Consider the following 17,644-nt stretch of genomic DNA (forward strand, 5'->3'; position numbering starts at 1 on the left):
TTACTTAACCATATCCAGCGCCAGCGCTTCTGCCACCTTGATGCCGTCGATTGCGGCTGACAGGATGCCACCCGCGTAACCGGCGCCTTCGCCGGTCGGATACAGACCGCGGGTATTCAAACTCTGATACGAGTCATCACGCTTAATACGAATTGGCGACGAGGTACGCGTTTCCACCCCGGTCAGCACGGCATCATGCATCGCAAAACCCTTGATCTGCTTGTCGAATTCGGGCAATGCTTCGCGCATCGCGGTGATCACATATTCCGGCAGGGCCGTGGACAAATCGCCCAGCGTCACCCCCGGCGTGTACGACGGTTGCACTGACCCCAGTTGCGTCGACGGGCGCTGCGCCAGGAAATCGCCCACCAGTTGCCCCGGCGCATTGTAATTACTGCCGCCCAGCTCAAACGCGCGCGATTCCCAGTGACGCTGGAACGCGATACCGGCCAGCGGGCCACCGGGGAAATCTTCCGGATTCACATTAACCACCATACCGCTGTTGGCATTGCGTTCGTTGCGCGAATACTGGCTCATGCCGTTGGTAACGACACGCCCGATTTCTGAAGTTGCCGCTACCACCGTACCACCCGGACACATGCAGAAGCTGTATACCGCACGACCATTGCTGGCATGGTGCACCAGTTTGTAATCCGCCGCACCCAACTCAGGGTGCCCGGCAGTCTCGCCAAAGCGGCACTGGTCGATCAGATGCTGCGGATGCTCGATACGAAAACCGATAGAAAACGGCTTGGCTTCGATATACACACCACGTTCATACAGCATCTCGAAGGTATCGCGCGCGCTATGACCCACTGCCAGCACCACATGCTTACTGGCCAGATGTTCACCATTCGCCAAAGTGACACCGGTGATGGCATCGTGCTCGCGGGTGATATCCACCACCCGGCTCTGGAAACGGATTTCACCGCCCAGTGACTCAATCGTGGCGCGGATTTTCTCCACCATGCCCACCAGCCGGAACGTGCCAATATGTGGCTTGCTGACATAGGCTATTTCAGGAGGAGCACCCGCCGTGATGAATTCGGCAATGACTTTGCGCCCGTAATGCTTGGGATCCTTGATCTGGCTGTAGAGCTTACCGTCGGAAAACGTCCCCGCGCCGCCTTCACCAAACTGCACGTTGGATTCCGGATCGAGCTTGCGCTTGCGCCACAGCCCCCAGGTATCCTGCGTACGCTCGCGTACCGCCTTGCCGCGCTCCAGGATGATAGGACGAAAGCCCATTTGTGCGAGAATCAACCCGGCGAAAATGCCGGCAGGCCCGAGACCGATGACAACAGGCCGCTGCGCCAGATCAGTCGGCGCCTTGGCGACGAAGTGGTATTCGGTATCCGGGGCGATAACTATGTGTTTGTCATGCTTGAGTTTGGCGAGCACCGCCTGTTCGTTTTTGACCGCGACATCTATGGTATACACAAACAGGATATGCGGACGTTTGCGCGCATCCTGGCCGCGACGAAATACGCTGAAACTGATCAGCGCATCCGGGGTGATATTCAGCCGTTTATAAATGGCAGCCAGCAGGTCAGCCTGAGGGTGATCCAGCGGCAACTTGATTTCAGTAATACGCAGCATAGTAAAAACAGGAGTAACAGCAAAGCGCTATTTTACCGCCGCTTGTGGACGTAACCAAATGATTTTCTTGGCAGTCAGCCAGCAACCAGCTCTTCTGCAATCATCTCCGCCTGCTTCAGCACTGTTTCTGTAGCGAGTAATTGCATATCGGGCGGATAACCGAATTGACGCAGGGTACGCTTCACGATCACCTTCAATTTAGCCCTGACATTTTCCTTGATCGTCCAATCAATGGAGGCATTTTCGCGCACGCGCTGCGTCAGTACCACGGCCAGCTCGCGCAGTTTGTCTTGCTGCATCAACTGTTTTGCGCTGTCGTTGTTCGCCACTGCCGTGTAGAACGCATACTCGAAATCGCTCAATCCCATATGCTTAGCCTCGTCATCCGAAGAGACGATCTCTTTGCTGATCTTGATCAGCTCCTCCATCACCTCGGCGGCGGTCAGCACTTTGTTGTGATATTTCTTGATGGCGTTTTCCAGCATCTCCATCAGACTTTTGCTCTGCACCAGATTTTTTTTGGCGCGCACTCTCAACTCGTCGTTGAGCAATTTTTTCAGCACCTCCAGCGCCACGTTCTTGTGCTGGTAACCTTTCAGTTCCGCCAGAAATTCATCGGACAAGATCGAAATGTCCGGCTTCTTGATGCCAGCCGCATCGAATATGTCAATCACCTGCTCCGACACCAGCGCCTGATCAATCACTTGACGGATGGTGGTTTCGATTTCCTCACTGCTGCGCCCCTCTCCCATTCCATCGAACTTGGCCAGCCGCGCTTTCACCGCCTGAAAGAAACCGACCTCATCCTTGGCATCCATCGCTTGGTCGTGCGGAATGGCAATAGCGAATGCCTGCGACAGCAACGTCACCTCATTGATATAGCGCTTGCGCCCATCATCCAGACCGAGGATATGTTCCTCCGCCTCCAGTATCAGCGACAGCTTGCGCGAAGTCTCCGCCGCGAAATAATTCTCATAGGCAAAACCGTTGTACATCGCCGCAACCACTTCCAGCTTTTCCAGCATCAGGCTTACTGCCTGCTCCTGTGCCAGTGTAGGGTCGCCCTTGCCGCCCGCGTCAGAATAAAACGATAGCGCTTCTTTCAAGTCGGCAGCGATACCCAAATAGTCTACCACCAGACCACCAGGCTTATCCTTGTATACCCGGTTCACCCGCGCAATCGCCTGCATCAGGTTATGCCCTTTCATTGGCTTGTCGATGTAGAGCGTGTGCATGCTGGGCGCGTCAAAGCCAGTCAGCCACATGTCACGCACGATCACCAGCTTGAGCGGATCATCATCGTTCTTCATACGCTCGGCTAATGCGCGGCGCTGCTCCTTGGTCGTGTGGTGTTTGGCCAGCAAAGGGCCGTCACTGGAAGAGGCCGTCATCACCACCTTGATCGCACCCTTGTTCAGGTTATCGTCATGCCATTCCGGTTTCAGCTTCACAATCTCCGCATACAACTCGGCAGCGATACGTCGCGACATACTCACTATCATGCCCTTGCCTGCAAACACCTGCTGCCGGGCCTCGAAATGCGTCACGATATCGCGGGCGATATTCCTGATGCGCTGCTCGCTACCGATCAGCGCTTCCATGCGGGTCCATTTAGCCTTGGCTTTCTGCGTTTCAGTCAGCTCATCCTGGTCGAGGTCCTCATCCAGCTCGGCGACCAGCTTCTTGCCTTCGTCGCTCAAGCCCACCTTGGCCAGCCGGCTTTCATAATAGATACGCACCGTCGCGCCATCCTCCACCGCCTGGGCGATGTCGTAGATGTCAACATAGTTGCCGAACACCGCAGGGGTATTCACATCGGTCTTTTCAATAGGCGTACCGGTAAAGCCCAGATAGGTCGCATTCGGCAATGCATCGCGCAGGTACTTGGCAAAACCGTACACCACTTTCTTGCCGATCACCTCGCCGCTGGCGTCCTTGTCGTCCACTGTCTTGGCACTGAAGCCATACTGTGTACGGTGCGCCTCGTCGGCGATGACGACAATATTTTTGCGGTCGGACAACTGCTCGTACACATTACCTTCTTCTGGCTGGAATTTCTGAATAGTGGAAAAAATCACCCCGCCCGAAGCTACCTTGAGCAAATCCTTCAACCGCTCGCGGCTCTCAGCCTGCACCGGCTCCTGCCGCAGCAATTGCCTGGATGCCGCGAAGGTATCAAACAACTGGTCGTCCAGATCGTTGCGGTCAGTAATAACCAGTATCGTCGGATTATCCAGCGCCAACACGATCTTGCCGGTGTAGAACACCATCGACAGCGACTTGCCCGAGCCCTGCGTATGCCACACCACCCCGGCTTTCTTGTCGCCCTTGGGCTGTTGCGCCACACCGGGCAAGCCGTAACTGGCTGGGGTCTGCTCAATACGCAATCCCGCCCCCATATCCGCCGCGCGCAGCGTAGAAGCCACCGCAGCATTCACCGCGTAATACTGGTGATACGCCGCCAGCTTCTTCACCGTGCTAATCGTAATCACGCCAGTCTTCGGGTCTTCCTTTCTGGATTTCTCAAACACGATGAAATGGCGCACAAGATCCAGCAGTGTCGCCTTGTTCAGCATACCGTTAATCAACACTTCCAACTGACTCACCAGATGCGACGCTTCGGCCTTGCCGTCTGCGCTCTTCCAGCTCATAAAGCGCGAGTAACCCGCCGAGAGCGAACCCGCCTTGGCTTCCAGCCCGTCGGAAATCACAACAAATGCGTTAGAGGTGAACAGACTGGGGATGGCCTGCTTATAAGTTTCCAACTGCTGGTACGCTGCCTTGATCGTGGCATTTTCATCAGCAGCATTTTTCAGCTCTATCACCACCAGCGGGATGCCATTCACGAACAGCACCAAGTCGGGGCGCTTGTTCTGGTGGTTCTCGATCACCGTGAACTGGTTGGCGACGACGAACTCGTTGTTCTCCGGGTGGGCAAAATCGATCAGCCATACCCGCTCGCCGCGCTCGTCACCATCCTTATGGACGGATACCGGTACGCCCTCGGTCAGCGGGCGGTGGAAAGCCTCGTTGTTCGCCAGCAGCTCAGGAGAGCTGATGCGCTGGACGATTTTGACAGCTTCGTCCAAGGCCAAAGGTGGAACGGTGGGATTGATGTATTTAACGGCTTTTTTAAGCCGCTCGATTAATAACACATCAGCAAAACTGCTACGTTCTGGGTTATCCGCATCAGGTGCAATATCGGGAGCGTAGAGATAATAATAGCCCAACGCTTGCAAACAACTAATCGTTAAGGCTTCAATGACATTTTCGTTGAGATTAGACACTAACTACCCTAACTTAATCACCGTTATTTTACTTTTAAGCCTAAAAGTAAAATACTGAAAAATAAATGTTACTTTTGTATCATAACATTAGCATTCAGTATCATTTTTACGGTTTTTAACCGTTAGGCCACTTGATTTTGCCAAGTTGTTCAAATACACCTTGGCGTACCCACAAAGAATCCTAGTGAATCGCCTCGACTAAATCGTAAAGTCTTTTAACGCAACCTGGAATTTGCTGTAACGATATCGATGTTTGCCCCATTAAAATCAGCATCATGCGTCACAAGCACACAGGAATTTTCCTGACAAATCTGAATCAGTAATGCGTCATTAAAGTCCGTATTGGCAAAACTAATAGCAGCAATATCAGCAGTATCAAATTGCTTGCCAACAACTTGAAATTGTTTAAGAATCCGGTCTTTCACTACAGCCTCGATGTCATGAGCAGCTTGCATTCCTTCTGCTGAAGAACGAAACTGCTTGAAAGCTAAAGATTTTTTATCCAGCCTGGCATTAGTTAAGTGATTGTCATATTGAATACGAAGAAAACGATTAATGAATTCAGACAACACCAGCACATCAACACATAACCGACTTCCCATCTTCAGACACATGCCAAACATGGCTGAATAGGTTTGAATTATCGATTGATTCGAGTTGGTGTTAGCAGAACCAAACAAATACAACAAAATATTGGTATCAAACAACAAAGGACGATCTTTCACAGACGCGACATCAACTGCATTAAGTCTGAGCATCATGCATCCTCTCCCATAATCTGCTTAACGGATGCATCGAGGCGTGCAGGATCTTGATAATAAGACTTTGCAGTTTCGATTACCCTACGCAACAATGCTTGGTCAACTTTGTCCATATCTGCCACTTTAACCAAAGCACGAATCTTCTCTTCTGAAAAAATTCCGTACAACTGGCCAATCGCAGTATTCAAAAAAGCCGAGGTTAACATCTCAACATTTTGAAACGAAAGCTCAACCGCTTGATCTTGATGCAACGCCTTGCTGATAGCAGCAAAAACGCTGTCACCATCATTCGCTTCAACACAAAAACTGTTGCCGACCAAATTAAACACAGATATGGTTGTGGGGGTCATCTCGCTAACCTCTTAAAATAAATCTGATACATCATCTTCACCCAAAAGCGAATAATTACGCCTGTCATTCGTGCGAAACAATACACTGACAATGGAACCTGGGAAAGGCTTATTCAATGTATGAACTTTCTCACCTGTACGATCATATTGATAAAAACCATCATGGCTAACAATTTGCAGCAAACCATTATTCAAACTCACAAACTCACGCAACAGCGCCAAACCTATACCGCCAGGGATATTTAACTTTGTGGTGTGCCTGTCTTCCACTGCCCAACGGATGGCATCCACCGCTGAAATTTTCTTACTAAAACGACGTCTAAACTGCTCCGCAAATCCGATCCCTATATCAACAATACTAAATACAATCGTATGTCGCGCAGGGAAAAACTGACCACAAGTGTAAATATGTTTAGTTTCGCTATGAATTTGTGCGTTAACGAACAATTCCAACATAGCTTCAGTCATTTTCTTGCGCAAACCGTCACTCATATTGGGTAATTCATGTCTATGCAAAAACTGTGCAGCTACATATTCACGAAAATAGCGACCATCAGTAGGCTTCATTTTCTGATATTGAATAGTCGTGCCATGTACATCCACCTGTTGAGCGAAGCCAAAATGGCTTAAAAAGCCATTTTTCTGAAGTATGCTCTTAATGCTACTATCGATGTGATTGAAAACAATATCATTTAAGTTGCCTTCCAACAAATCCAGCACCGCTCCCAAGGGGGCGGCCATGTTCGCATCAAACCATTGTGACAACGACAAAGGAATATCATCAAATAGTGCGTCTTTATGCTCATCATAAAACTGGGCTATTTGTTCATAGTCAGTATATGTCGAATGAATATTACGGAGAGTAGTCATAGCACGTCCAGTACTTCATTGATTACGATCTTAATGATGACACCACCTTCGGAGAGTTCAGTAAAATTGGTCATAATTATTTTTGCCTTTGCCCACTCAAATCCGCGATGGCGGCCTGCAATACTTGCCAGCTAATCTTCGCAGTATGTTGATCCGGCTTGAAACCCTGTGACGCCTGTTGACGCGGATGAATGTAATTTCTGAAATCCTTCAAAGCATGCCCATATTTCATCACATCCAGAGATAACAGACCAACCTCATGGGCTACGTTGATCAGGCTTTCGAGCGACCATGAATGCAGCTGTAATACCTTGTCTTCTCTATCCTTCGGGGCCGATTTGGCAGAATTAAACTGCTGCGGCTGTTTGGTTGCCGCATCAAGCAGAAGCCCTTCCAAGGTGCTGCCACACAAAAAGATCGCCGCCAGTGCTGATCCAGATTTCAATGACTTGTGAATTTCATCAATTCGCTGCTCAATTACAGTCTGCAACTGCGCATCAATGCTTAGTCTCGCAAGCTTGAGGTCGGAAAACACATGCCTGAGAAAATCTTCCTGCGTTTGAGCAGGCTGTTCCGTACTCGGCATTTTGCCTGATAGGCGACTGAGAATTGAAACCGCTTTCACTCGATCAGCACTATCGACTTTCTCGACCGCACACGCATACTCAAGCATCGCCGCCAGAACTTTTGCAACAATCGCATCCGATTCAATTTCCCAAAATGCGCGCAGCCGCCTCATCTTCGACGGTCCGTTAACCCGGTACTTCTCTGCATCGATATTAATACCGTGTTCCCGAAAGAACTCGGCATAGGTGCGATCATTAAAATTCAGCACATAACCACCACGATCAAACAACTTCTCAAAGGTGACTTTTTCGTGGGCTTTTAATGTGGACATGATTTAGACCGCAACTCGTACTTCGCCACTCATCAGCTTGGGCAGCAGGGTGTCGCGAAGTTTTTCGAGGGTGCGGATTTGGGAAGTATTTGTTTTCAGCTTTCCAAAAATTGGGGCACAACGTTCATTGAAGATTTGAATTCTCTCTTTGGGCGCCAACTTTATTTCTTCAGAAAGAGCAATGTCACGATTCAGACCTGGTACTGCCGAATCCGAGTTTTCATAACTCAAAGTTTTCAACAGGCAATATTCATAGAACAATCCAACAGAGCCTATCTTTGACTTGATGTAGTAGGTGGTATCAATCGGAAAAAAATTCTGAAATAAATACGTCACCTTTCCTAGCGTTCCCTTTCGACCAATGACTATTCCAGGCCCTTCAACCAAGTATTCCGAATGGTAGCCGACAACGCCACTCGAACCCACTACAGGAAAACCTATTCCGGTTCTCGTTTCTTCTTTTAATGCTTTCCCATAAACAAGGTCCAATACATCCCCCAGAACCCCATCCTCCCAACCCTCCTGCGCCTCTTCCACGAACCACTGGCGGAACAGGGTTTCGGCCATGGCTTCGAGGGTTTTGTTCTGGCGGTGCAACAGGTCGATTTTGTCGTCGAGGCTGCTGAGGACGGCGGCGATTGCTTGTTGTTCGGGGAGAGGCGGCAATTCGATCTCGAGGTTTTCCAGCATGCCTTTAGTAAGCGCACGACGCGTAGCCCCAATCTCCGACTTCATTAGCAGCTCTTCTTTCATCTGCTGGAGCAGATAAAAGATAAAAAGGTGGTTTGCTTTTTCTGGAATAGGCCGAATGATTGCAACATGCTGATTAACCCGTGCTGGCGTTAACGCTTTTGGGACAACACAACATCTAGCCACGCTGTCGCCAGTTATATTCAAAAGAACATCATTTTCTTCGACAGTAACATTTCGCAGCTCAAAAGCCTGGTCGTCATTAATAAACGCCAAGCCGTCTTCAGAAAAGGAAAAGTCCAGAACGTTTTGACTTCTGATTAAAGGAATACCGGCCTCTTGATAGGCGCTACTTCCGCCTGTTGGCGTAGCACCACTGCCGATTTTCCTGCAAATTCCGCCGAGAGTAGCTGACGAGTGACCAGTCATGCCTTCACCTTCGCCAAGTTCTCGGCAATGGCCTTGTTCAGCTTCGCCTCCTCCTGTAACTGCGCTCCGAACTCAGCCTTCAGTGTAGCGAAACGTTCGGCAAAGTTGAAGTCATCCTCTTCGTCCGGCAGACCGACATAGCGACCCGGCGTGAGCACGTAGTCCAGTTCTGCGACGCGCGAAAGCGGCACGGATGCACAGTAGCCTTTTTCGTCTGCATATACACCTTCGCCTGTGCGCCATGCATGGTACGTGGCAGTAATCTGCTGGATGTCCTCGTGCGAAAGCTCCTTGGTGCGGCGGTTGATGAGGTGGCCGAGGTTGCGCGCATCGACGAAGAGAATTTCGCCCTTGCGCGGGTGACCGTTGGTTCTCGCTCTATTCATGAACCATAGCGCCGCCGGTATTTGCGTATTCAAAAACAGTTTGGCGGGCAGATTGACGATGCAGTCGATGAGGTTGCCGTCACGAATAAGCGCCTTGCGGATGTCGCCTTCGCCGCTGGTTTTGCTGGTGAGCGCGCCTTTGGCGAGCACCACGCCGGCGCGGCCTGCGGGGGCGAGGTGGTAGATGAAGTGCTGCAGCCAGGCGAAGTTGGCGTTGCCTGCGGGCGGTGCGCCGAATTGCCAGCGGCCATCGTTGCGCAGCAGTTCGCCGCTCCAGTCGCTGACGTTGAATGGCGGGTTGGCGATGATGTAATCGGCCTTGAGGTCTTTGTGCGCGTCGTTGAGGAAGGAGCCTTCGTTGTTCCACTTCACCTGCGAGGCGTCGATGCCGCGGATGGCGAGATTCATTTTGGCCAGCCGCCAGGTGGTCTGGTTGCTTTCCTGCCCGTAGATGGAGATGTCGTTGACGCGGCCCTGGTGTTCTTCGACGAACTTTTCCGATTGCACGAACATGCCGCCCGAGCCGCAGCAGGGGTCGAAGACGCGGCCCTTGTAGGGCTCGAGCATGGCGACCAGCAATTCGACAATGCTGCGCGGCGTATAGAACTGCCCGCCCTGCTTGCCTTCGGCCAGCGCGAATTCGCCGAGGAAATATTCGAACACATGGCCCAGCACGTCGGCACTGCGTGCCTTGGCATCACCCAGCGCGATATTACCCACCAGGTCGATCAGGCCGCCGAGGCTGGCGGGATCGAGATTTTGCCGCGCGAACACCTTGGGCAGCACGCCCTTGAGGATGGGGTTTTCTTTTTCGATGGCATCCATCGCCGCATCGACATGGCCGCCGATGTTGGGTTGCTTGGCTTTAGCCAGAAGAAACGACCAGCGCGACTCCGGTGGCACGAAGAAAATGTTCTCGGCTTTGTATTCGTCCTTGTCTTCGGGATCGGCTCCGGCCATTTCACCTTCGCCTTTCTGCAGCGTGGCGTACATCTCCTCGAACGAGTCGGAGATGTATTTCAGGAAGATGAGGCCTAACACGACGTGCTTGTATTCTGCGGCATCGATGTTCTTGCGCAGCTTGTCGGCGGCTTTCCAGAGCTGCTTTTCCAGCGGCTCTGCTTTCAATTCTTTTGCCATGCAAATTTCCAAATCAGATAAATTTCTCGTGCTGACAGTTTAACTGCTAATACCTGACATTTACCATCTCGATTCAGCATCATGCAGCTTACCGCTTTAATGTAAAATACGTCTTTGAATTAAAAGCAGATAACAACATGGCCATCCAGTGGTACCCCGGACACATGACCTCGGCGCGCAAGAAAGCCGCCGAAACCATGGCATTAACCGATATCGTCATCGAAGTGCTGGACGCGCGCCTGCCCGAAGCCAGCAGCAACCCGATGATTGAGGAATTACGCGTATTCCGTCAGCGCCCCTGCCTGAAAATCCTGAACAAGGCTGACCTGGCTGACCCAGCGGCAACCAAAGCCTGGCTGGCATATTACAACAGCCAGAAAGGCGTCAAAGCCGTCGCCTTATCGTGCAAGAAAGCCAGCGACGTTGCCAAGATTCCGGCCATGTGTCTGGCACTGGCACCGCATCGCGGCACTAATCTCAAGCCCTTGCGCATGATGATCATGGGCATCCCCAACGTCGGCAAATCCACGTTGATGAACGCATTGCTCAAGCGCCGTGTGGCGAAAGTCGGCGACGAACCGGCTGTCACCAAAAGCCAGCAACGGCTGGACCTGAATGACCAGATGACGCTGATTGATACCCCGGGGATGTTATGGCCGCGCATCGCCCATCCTAGCGATGGCCTGATGCTGGCCGCCAGCCATGCGATTGGCCGCAATGCAGTGATCGATGAAGAAGTGGCGACATTCCTTGCCGACAGCCTGCTGGCGAATTACCCGCAACTACTGGTGGAGCGTTACGGCTTCCCGGTCGAGGATAAAGATGGCGTAGCGATAATCGAGGCGATTGCCTTGCGCCGTGGCTTTCGCCTCAAAGGCGGCGCAGCGGATTTCGAAAAAGCTTGTTTGATGTTATTGCAGGATTACCGTAGCGGCGCATTAGGCCGCATCAGCCTGGAAACTCCGACCAGCCGCGAAGCGATGCTGGCCGAAGCGGCTGACGTGGTAACGACTTTAGGTACGACAGAAAACGGGATTGATCACATGGATCAATCGTCCTCCTAGGTTTACAAACCCAGCCGCTTCCATATCTCCATGGTCGCGGTCGACTGGTTCATGGTGTAGAAATGCAGGCCTGGTGCATCGTTATCGAGCAGGCGTTGGCATAAGTCAGTCACCACATCCAGTCCATAGGCTCGGATAGAATCGATGTCGTCGTTGTAGCCTTCCAGCTTCTTGCGCATCCAGCGCGGAATTTCCGCACCACAGGCATCAGAAAACCTTGCCAGCTGGGAGAAATTGCCGATAGGCATGATCCCCGGCACCACCGGCACCGTTATCCCCAGCTTGGTGCAGTCATCGACAAAAGCAAAATAGGCATCGGCGTTAAAAAAATACTGAGTAATTGCCGCATTGGCACCCGCATCGACTTTACGCTTGAAGTTCATCAGGTCGTCATGCGCGCTTTTGGCTTGCGGATGCACTTCCGGATAAGCGGCAACTTCGATGTTGAACCAGTCACCCGTCTCACTACGGATGAATTCAACCAGTTCATTGGCATAACGGAATTCGCCTGCACTCGCCATGCCCGAAGGCAGATCGCCACGTAATGCAACGATATGACGGATATTGTGGCTTTTATACTCGTCCAGAATCGCGCGAATATTGTCGCGGGTAGAACCGATACAGGACAGGTGTGGCGCCGCTTCCAGCCCGGCGTGCTGGATGTCGAGTACCGCAGCCAGCGAGTGGTCGCGGGTTGACCCGCCTGCACCGAACGTAACCGAGAAAAACTTGGGGTGCAGTTCGGCGAGCTGACTGCGCACCATGCGCAGCTTGTCCATGCCGTCAGGTGTTTTAGGCGGAAAAAACTCAAAACTGTAGGTACGTGTCGTCATCGAAATACTCCCCAGGAATTTACAGCTTAATAGCGGTAGTGGTTGGCTTTGTAAGGGCCGCTTTTATCCACGCCGATATAGGCAGCCTGCTGATCCGATAATTCGGTCAACACCGCATTCAGCGTTCTTAACTGCAAGCGCGCCACTTTTTCATCCAGATGCTTAGGCAGGGTATACACGCCAACAGGATAATCTGCTGTACGGGTAAACAACTCGATCTGCGCGATAGTCTGGTTAGCAAATGAAGAACTCATGACATACGATGGATGACCTGTACCACAACCCAGGTTTACCAAACGTCCTTTAGCCAGCATGATGATACGCTTGCCGTCCGGGAAGATGATGTGGTCAACTTGCGGCTTGATTTCTTCCCACTGGTATTTTTCCACACCGGCAACGTCGATTTCATTATCGAAGTGACCGATATTGCAAACGATGGCCTGGTTCTTCATTTTTGCCATGTGGTCATGGGTAATGACGTGGTAGTTGCCTGTCGCGGTAACGAAGATATCCGCTTTATCGCAAGCGTAATCCATAGTCACAACACGGTAGCCTTCCATCGCCGCTTGCAGTGCGCAGATAGGATCGATTTCAGTAATCCACACTTGTGCAGACAATGCACGCAATGCCTGAGCAGAACCTTTACCCACGTCACCGTAACCGGCAACCACGGCGATTTTGCCCGCTACCATCACGTCGGTGGCGCGCTTGATACCGTCCACCAGGGATTCACGGCAGCCATACAGGTTATCGAATTTGGATTTGGTTACCGAGTCATTGACGTTAATCGCAGGGAATTTCAATTCGCCGCGTTCGTGCATTTGATATAAACGATGTACGCCAGTGGTGGTTTCTTCGGTTACGCCTTTGATGTGTGCCAGACGTACTGAATACCAGGTAGGGGCAACAGCCAATTTGGCTTTAATCGCAGCGTAAAGCACGCGCTCTTCTTCGCTGGTTGGGTGTGACAGCACGCTGATATCAGTTTCGGCACGCGCGCCCAGATGCAGCAACAAGGTCGCATCGCCGCCGTCATCCAGGATCATGTTGGAATAGCCGCCATCCGCCCATTCAAAAATGCGATGAGTGTAATCCCAGTAATCAACCAGTGACTCGCCTTTGACCGCAAACACCGGGGTACCGGTAGCCGCGATGGCTGCAGCAGCATGATCCTGAGTAGAAAATATATTGCACGATGCCCAGCGCACTTCAGCGCCGAGAGCCTGTAAGGTCTCGATCAGCACGCCGGTCTGGATGGTCATGTGCAGACTGCCGGTGATGCGAGCGCCTTTAAGTGGCTTGGTAGCAGCAAATTCTTCACGAATTGCCATCAGGCCTGGCATTTCGATTTCAGCGATGTTGAGTTCTTTGCGACCCCAGTCGGCCAGCGACAGATCAGCAATGACGTAATCAGGGGTAGAGCTAGCGGTGACGGCGTTCATCACGCCCTCCTTTCTGTAAGTTATGACAAAAAAGTAAGACGTGAGCGCCGTTGCATAATGACAGGTTCGAGCCTGGCAGGTTTTACCCGTCGCAGCGCTCCTCAAACCAAGCCGACATTCTAACGGAGTCGCCAGTATGTGTACAGATTAACGCTTAAATTATTGGCGGCCCATGCGGACTCAACGGCACAGACTATTTCAGCACTACCCGATTACGCCCGGCATGCTTGGCTTCATAGAGTGCCTGATCTGCGCGCGCGCCCAATTCCGCAGCGCTGGATATGTCAGGGAACGTCGCAATCCCGCAACTGAAAGTCACATGAAAGACGGCATCACCATACTGCTGCTGTATCTCTTCAAATACCCGCCGCAGGCCTTCCATTACTTTAGAAGCGGCAACGCCATCCGTGTGCGTGAAGATAATAGCAAACTCCTCACCGCCATAACGGCCGATGATATCCGTTTCACGCAAGCGCTGTTTCAGCATGCGTGACAGGCTTTTAATAACCCTATCGCCTACCGGGTGGCCATAGTTATCATTCACTTCTTTAAAGTTATCGATATCAAGCATAACAAAACTCAACGGATGCCGATGCCGCCGGGCATTCGCCAGCTCGATCTCAAGCCGCTGCTTGACTTTGGTATGGTTCAATAACCCGGTCAGACTGTCTGACTCCAGCAATCCGCGCAGCACACGGTAACGTTGCGCACGGTGCGTCACCGCAGACACCAGATGTTCCGGGTTCATCGGCTTGGTCAGAAAATCATCCCCGCCAAAGCGCAATGCATCAAGCTGGCGTTTAATGTCCGTTTCCGAAGAAAGGTAAACGATGGGGACACTGACATAGCGATGTTGCTGGCGTATCACCTTAGCCAGCTCATCCCCGCGATAATCCGGCAGATACATGTCCATCAGGATCAGATCAGGATTAAAGTCGGACAAATTCTCCAGCATCCGTGATGGTTCATGCAGCACGAGTGTTTCCATGCCAGCTGCGTGCAATATATGCCCATAAAAATCAGCCAGCGGCGGGGAGTCCTCGATGATCAGGATACGATAAGGGTCGCTCGGCGTGACCAGCGTCAACGTGTCCAGACGGTCCACTAGCTCGTTCATATCCAGTGGCTTGGTCAGATAATCCGTGCCACCGGCACGCACCGCCTGCATCCGCGCCGCCAGATCATCGCGCGAGGAAATGAAAATAACGGGAACCGCTTTGTCCGTGCGCCGCATATATTCGGATATGGCATCAGGGCCCTCGGCCATCCCCAGCGGGAACATCACATCCATCACCACCGCAGCGACATGCTCGGTCGGCGCGCGCTGCAAAAAATCATCCGAGTCGCTGTAGTGCAACACCTGATAACCATAATAGCCTAGCTGCAATGTCAGCTCTGCGGCAAGATCATTATCATCCTCAACCAACAGAACCTTGCGCTCTACACGCGTAGCCTCTACACCACCCGGAAAAATACCTCCGCCCGCCAACTCGGCCTCGGACGCATCATTATCACGTATCGTAGCCGCCGCCTGCAGCTCCTCCCACAGCACGGACAGCTCACACTGCTGCTCAGCCGTAGGCGCATGCTGGTTATCCAGCCACAGTTTGAGAAACACCTCCAGTGTTCGCGCCGTGTCGCTCAGCGCAGTAAATCCGAAGGTGGCACCGGAGCCGGTCAGGGTGTGCACTAAGCGATGCACGACTTCAAGCTGCGCTTTTGACCAGCCCTCAGCACGCAGATTCACCAACTCCGCATCGAGCCCTGCCAGACGTTGCGGCAACTGTTCGGCGAAGTTAGCTCTGATAGCGCGCAGCTTTTCCCGCAATTGTTGATCATTCACGATGACGCTCTCATTCCATTTCCTAATAATTTGCACTGCTCGAGCAATCGCCGGATTATTTCAGTAAATTCACTTACCTGTATCGGTTTGCCCAGGCACCCATCAAAACCCGCAGCAAAAATATGCTCAAGATCGGTATGCAAACGCCCAGCACCCAGCGCAATGATACGGGCTTGCTTTAACTCAGGCTGACGCTTCAGCCGTTGACCTAGCGCCAGGCCATTTACCGTCGCATGATCGATATCCAGAATCATCAAATCCGGTTTGCTCCAGCATGCAATTTCAAACCCCAGCTCGGCGCTGTGGGCGTTAAACAAGCGCATACCTGGCATACGTCCCAGCATGGCTGATACCAGCCTGATACTCGCGGGATTACTCCACATAGAATACCGTATTCAAGTACGCAGCTCATGACTCATGCTGGCGATAAACCCGGATTTTGCACGACTGGTCCGTTCAGCCTCTTACCGCGCCAAACTTGCGTTAGCTTGCGCCTGCATAATCCTGGTGACTTCGGTACAGATAGCAAGATACTGCCAAGGCTTGCCGTGCTCATCCAATAGCGGCGTGATAGTCGTTTCCATCCAGAAGTCGCTGCCATCCTTGCGACGGCCATGCACGACACCCTGCCATGTATTGCCGTTACTGATGCTCTGCCACATGGCTTTATAAGGCTCACGCCCATGCAGCCCGAAATTCAAAGCCGTATAATGCTCACCCAACAGCTCACGCGCAGCGTAGCCACTGGCCTGGCAGAATTTCTCATTCACATAGGTAATACGCCCCTGAGCATCTGCCGCACTGACAATTGCGTGCTGATCCAGCGCATATTTCAAGCCCTGCAGTTCGCGTAATGCCGCTTCACGCTGTTTCTGCATACTCCGCAATTCGCGTGTTCGCTTGATACGGGGGCGCAGTGCCGAGACTAGCTGCCAGCGACCGACCGGCTTGGTGATGAAATCATCGCCGCCCAGATTCATTGCCGCCATTTGTTTGTCCAGATCGGACTCGCTGGACAGAAATACAATGGGGATACCATCAAACCGGTGTTGCTGTCGTAACATTGCCGCCAGCTCAAATCCGCTGCAGCCCGGCATGAAAATATCCATCAGGATCAGATCCGGTGCAAACCGCACAATGGCATCCAGCGCCTGCAGAGGAGCCGTCACCACGTCAACTGTCACACCCGAATATTCCAGATACAACCGGTAACAATCAGCCAGATCGGCTTCATCTTCAATAATCATTACCCGACCCGGTTCCTGATCCCGTGCCTGAGTAAGCGCATCCAGAGCACTGAGCAGATCAATCAACTCAATTGGCTTCACAAAATAGCAGCTACCACCTGCACGCACGGCACTCAGCCGGGCTTCCTGATCATCACGCGCCGACATGAATATCGCCGGGATGGGGATTTCCTGCGACTGATTAACTATCGCCATCGCCTGCGAACCCGCCAGATCTCCCTCCGGAAAGATCAGATCAACAATGCAAGCCGCGGGACGGCGACGCGCCACGGCTTGCGGAAGATCCATTAACTCATTAAATACCTCAACCTCATATCCGGCCTTCTCAAGATGGGCTGCCAGATATTCGGCAAACAGCGTCCCGTCCTCAACCAGATAAATCAGCCTGGTCGATTGCAGTTCAGCGGGTGGCAGGCTGGCCATGCTCTTCCCAGATAGCGCGGACTGTTTCTGAAAGGGTCATAGGGTCAAAGGGTTTCGCGATAACGCCGACAGCGCCTAGCGATTTATAGTATGCGACCTCATCAGGCTGCACTTTCGCGGTCATGAAAACAGCCGGTATAGTCAGCGCACCCGGCAGTTCTCGCAACTTCCCTAAGGTTGTCGGGCCGTCCATACCGGGCATCATGACATCCAGCAGCATCATTTCCGGTTGGGCGGTGGAAAACTGGGCCAGCGCTTCTTCCCCGGAACTGCAGATGGTGACAGTGAACCCCCCCACCATTTCCAATGCCAACCGAGCCACAGCCTGAATATCAGGCTCATCTTCAACATACAGAATATTATTCAGTTCCATGATGGCTCT

General features: G+C 52.2%; 15 protein-coding genes and 1 riboswitch. Of the genes, 1 reads left to right on the plus strand and 14 read right to left on the minus strand.

Translation table 11 applies throughout. The features are described from left to right. The 8 genes from EJE49_RS06710 to EJE49_RS06745 all read right to left on the minus strand — a co-directional run bounded on the left by EJE49_RS06710 (position 1) and on the right by EJE49_RS06745 (position 10,410). Positions 1-1,599, minus strand: coding sequence for an NAD(P)/FAD-dependent oxidoreductase (locus EJE49_RS06710; RefSeq protein ID WP_124949630.1), 1,599 nt, complete (start codon positions 1,597-1,599; stop codon positions 1-3). Positions 1,600-1,673: 74 nt separating this feature from the next. Then, positions 1,674-4,886, minus strand: coding sequence for a type I restriction endonuclease subunit R (locus tag EJE49_RS06715; protein ID WP_124949631.1), 3,213 nt, complete (start codon positions 4,884-4,886; stop codon positions 1,674-1,676). A gap of 215 nt (positions 4,887-5,101) precedes the next feature. Further along, the gene (locus tag EJE49_RS06720; protein ID WP_124949632.1) at positions 5,102-5,647 is read right to left on the minus strand and encodes a type II toxin-antitoxin system VapC family toxin; all 546 of its coding nucleotides are present in this window, start codon (positions 5,645-5,647) and stop codon (positions 5,102-5,104) included. Beyond that, the gene (locus tag EJE49_RS06725; protein ID WP_124949633.1) at positions 5,644-5,997 is read right to left on the minus strand and encodes an STAS-like domain-containing protein; all 354 of its coding nucleotides are present in this window, start codon (positions 5,995-5,997) and stop codon (positions 5,644-5,646) included. The genes EJE49_RS06720 and EJE49_RS06725 overlap by 4 nt, the downstream gene beginning before the upstream one ends. Positions 5,998-6,009: 12 nt before the next feature. Continuing rightward, positions 6,010-6,867, minus strand: coding sequence for a histidine kinase (locus EJE49_RS06730; protein WP_124949634.1), 858 nt, complete (start codon positions 6,865-6,867; stop codon positions 6,010-6,012). Between the two features lie 76 nt (positions 6,868-6,943). Beyond that, positions 6,944-7,765 (minus strand): hypothetical protein, encoded by an 822-nt coding sequence (locus EJE49_RS06735; RefSeq protein WP_124949635.1) that lies wholly within the window; start codon positions 7,763-7,765, stop codon positions 6,944-6,946. 3 nt (positions 7,766-7,768) lie between these two features. Then, complete coding sequence (locus EJE49_RS06740) at positions 7,769-8,884, minus strand: restriction endonuclease subunit S (RefSeq protein WP_124949636.1); 1,116 nt, start codon at positions 8,882-8,884, stop codon at positions 7,769-7,771. Further along, on the minus strand, positions 8,881-10,410 hold the full coding sequence (locus EJE49_RS06745; protein ID WP_124949637.1) for a type I restriction-modification system subunit M: 1,530 nt from the start codon (positions 10,408-10,410) through the stop codon (positions 8,881-8,883). The genes EJE49_RS06740 and EJE49_RS06745 overlap by 4 nt, the downstream gene beginning before the upstream one ends. Positions 10,411-10,547: 137 nt before the next feature. Here EJE49_RS06745 and ylqF point away from each other — a divergent pair, with 137 nt between their 5' ends. Continuing rightward, positions 10,548-11,474 carry a ribosome biogenesis GTPase YlqF gene (gene ylqF, locus EJE49_RS06750; RefSeq protein WP_124949638.1) on the plus strand — a complete coding sequence of 309 codons (927 nt, stop codon included), beginning with the start codon at positions 10,548-10,550 and terminating at the stop codon, positions 11,472-11,474. 2 nt (positions 11,475-11,476) lie between these two features. Here the strand turns inward: ylqF and metF are convergent, their stop codons facing one another. The 6 genes from metF to EJE49_RS06780 form a co-directional block, all read right to left on the minus strand. Then, positions 11,477-12,307: a methylenetetrahydrofolate reductase [NAD(P)H] gene (gene metF / locus EJE49_RS06755; RefSeq protein ID WP_124949639.1), complete on the minus strand. Its 831-nt coding sequence runs from the start codon at positions 12,305-12,307 to the stop codon at positions 11,477-11,479. 26 nt (positions 12,308-12,333) lie between these two features. Then, the gene (ahcY, locus tag EJE49_RS06760) at positions 12,334-13,749 is read right to left on the minus strand and encodes an adenosylhomocysteinase (protein WP_124949640.1); all 1,416 of its coding nucleotides are present in this window, start codon (positions 13,747-13,749) and stop codon (positions 12,334-12,336) included. Positions 13,750-13,784: 35 nt separating this feature from the next. Beyond that, a riboswitch (S-adenosyl-L-homocysteine riboswitch) is annotated at positions 13,785-13,858 on the minus strand. 84 nt (positions 13,859-13,942) lie between these two features. Continuing rightward, positions 13,943-15,592 carry a GGDEF domain-containing response regulator gene (locus tag EJE49_RS06765; RefSeq protein WP_124949641.1) on the minus strand — a complete coding sequence of 550 codons (1,650 nt, stop codon included), beginning with the start codon at positions 15,590-15,592 and terminating at the stop codon, positions 13,943-13,945. Next, complete coding sequence (locus EJE49_RS06770; protein ID WP_124949642.1) at positions 15,589-15,975, minus strand: response regulator; 387 nt, start codon at positions 15,973-15,975, stop codon at positions 15,589-15,591. Before EJE49_RS06770 ends, EJE49_RS06765 begins: the two co-directional genes overlap by 4 nt. 81 nt (positions 15,976-16,056) lie before the next feature. Continuing rightward, positions 16,057-17,262: a response regulator gene (locus EJE49_RS06775; RefSeq protein WP_124949643.1), complete on the minus strand. Its 1,206-nt coding sequence runs from the start codon at positions 17,260-17,262 to the stop codon at positions 16,057-16,059. Next, complete coding sequence (locus tag EJE49_RS06780; RefSeq protein WP_223246778.1) at positions 17,240-17,635, minus strand: response regulator; 396 nt, start codon at positions 17,633-17,635, stop codon at positions 17,240-17,242. Before EJE49_RS06780 ends, EJE49_RS06775 begins: the two co-directional genes overlap by 23 nt. Positions 17,636-17,644: the final 9 nt, after the last annotated feature.

The organism is Sulfuriferula thiophila, from assembly GCF_003864975.1.
Lineage (GTDB): Bacteria > Pseudomonadota > Gammaproteobacteria > Burkholderiales > Sulfuriferulaceae > Sulfuriferula > Sulfuriferula thiophila.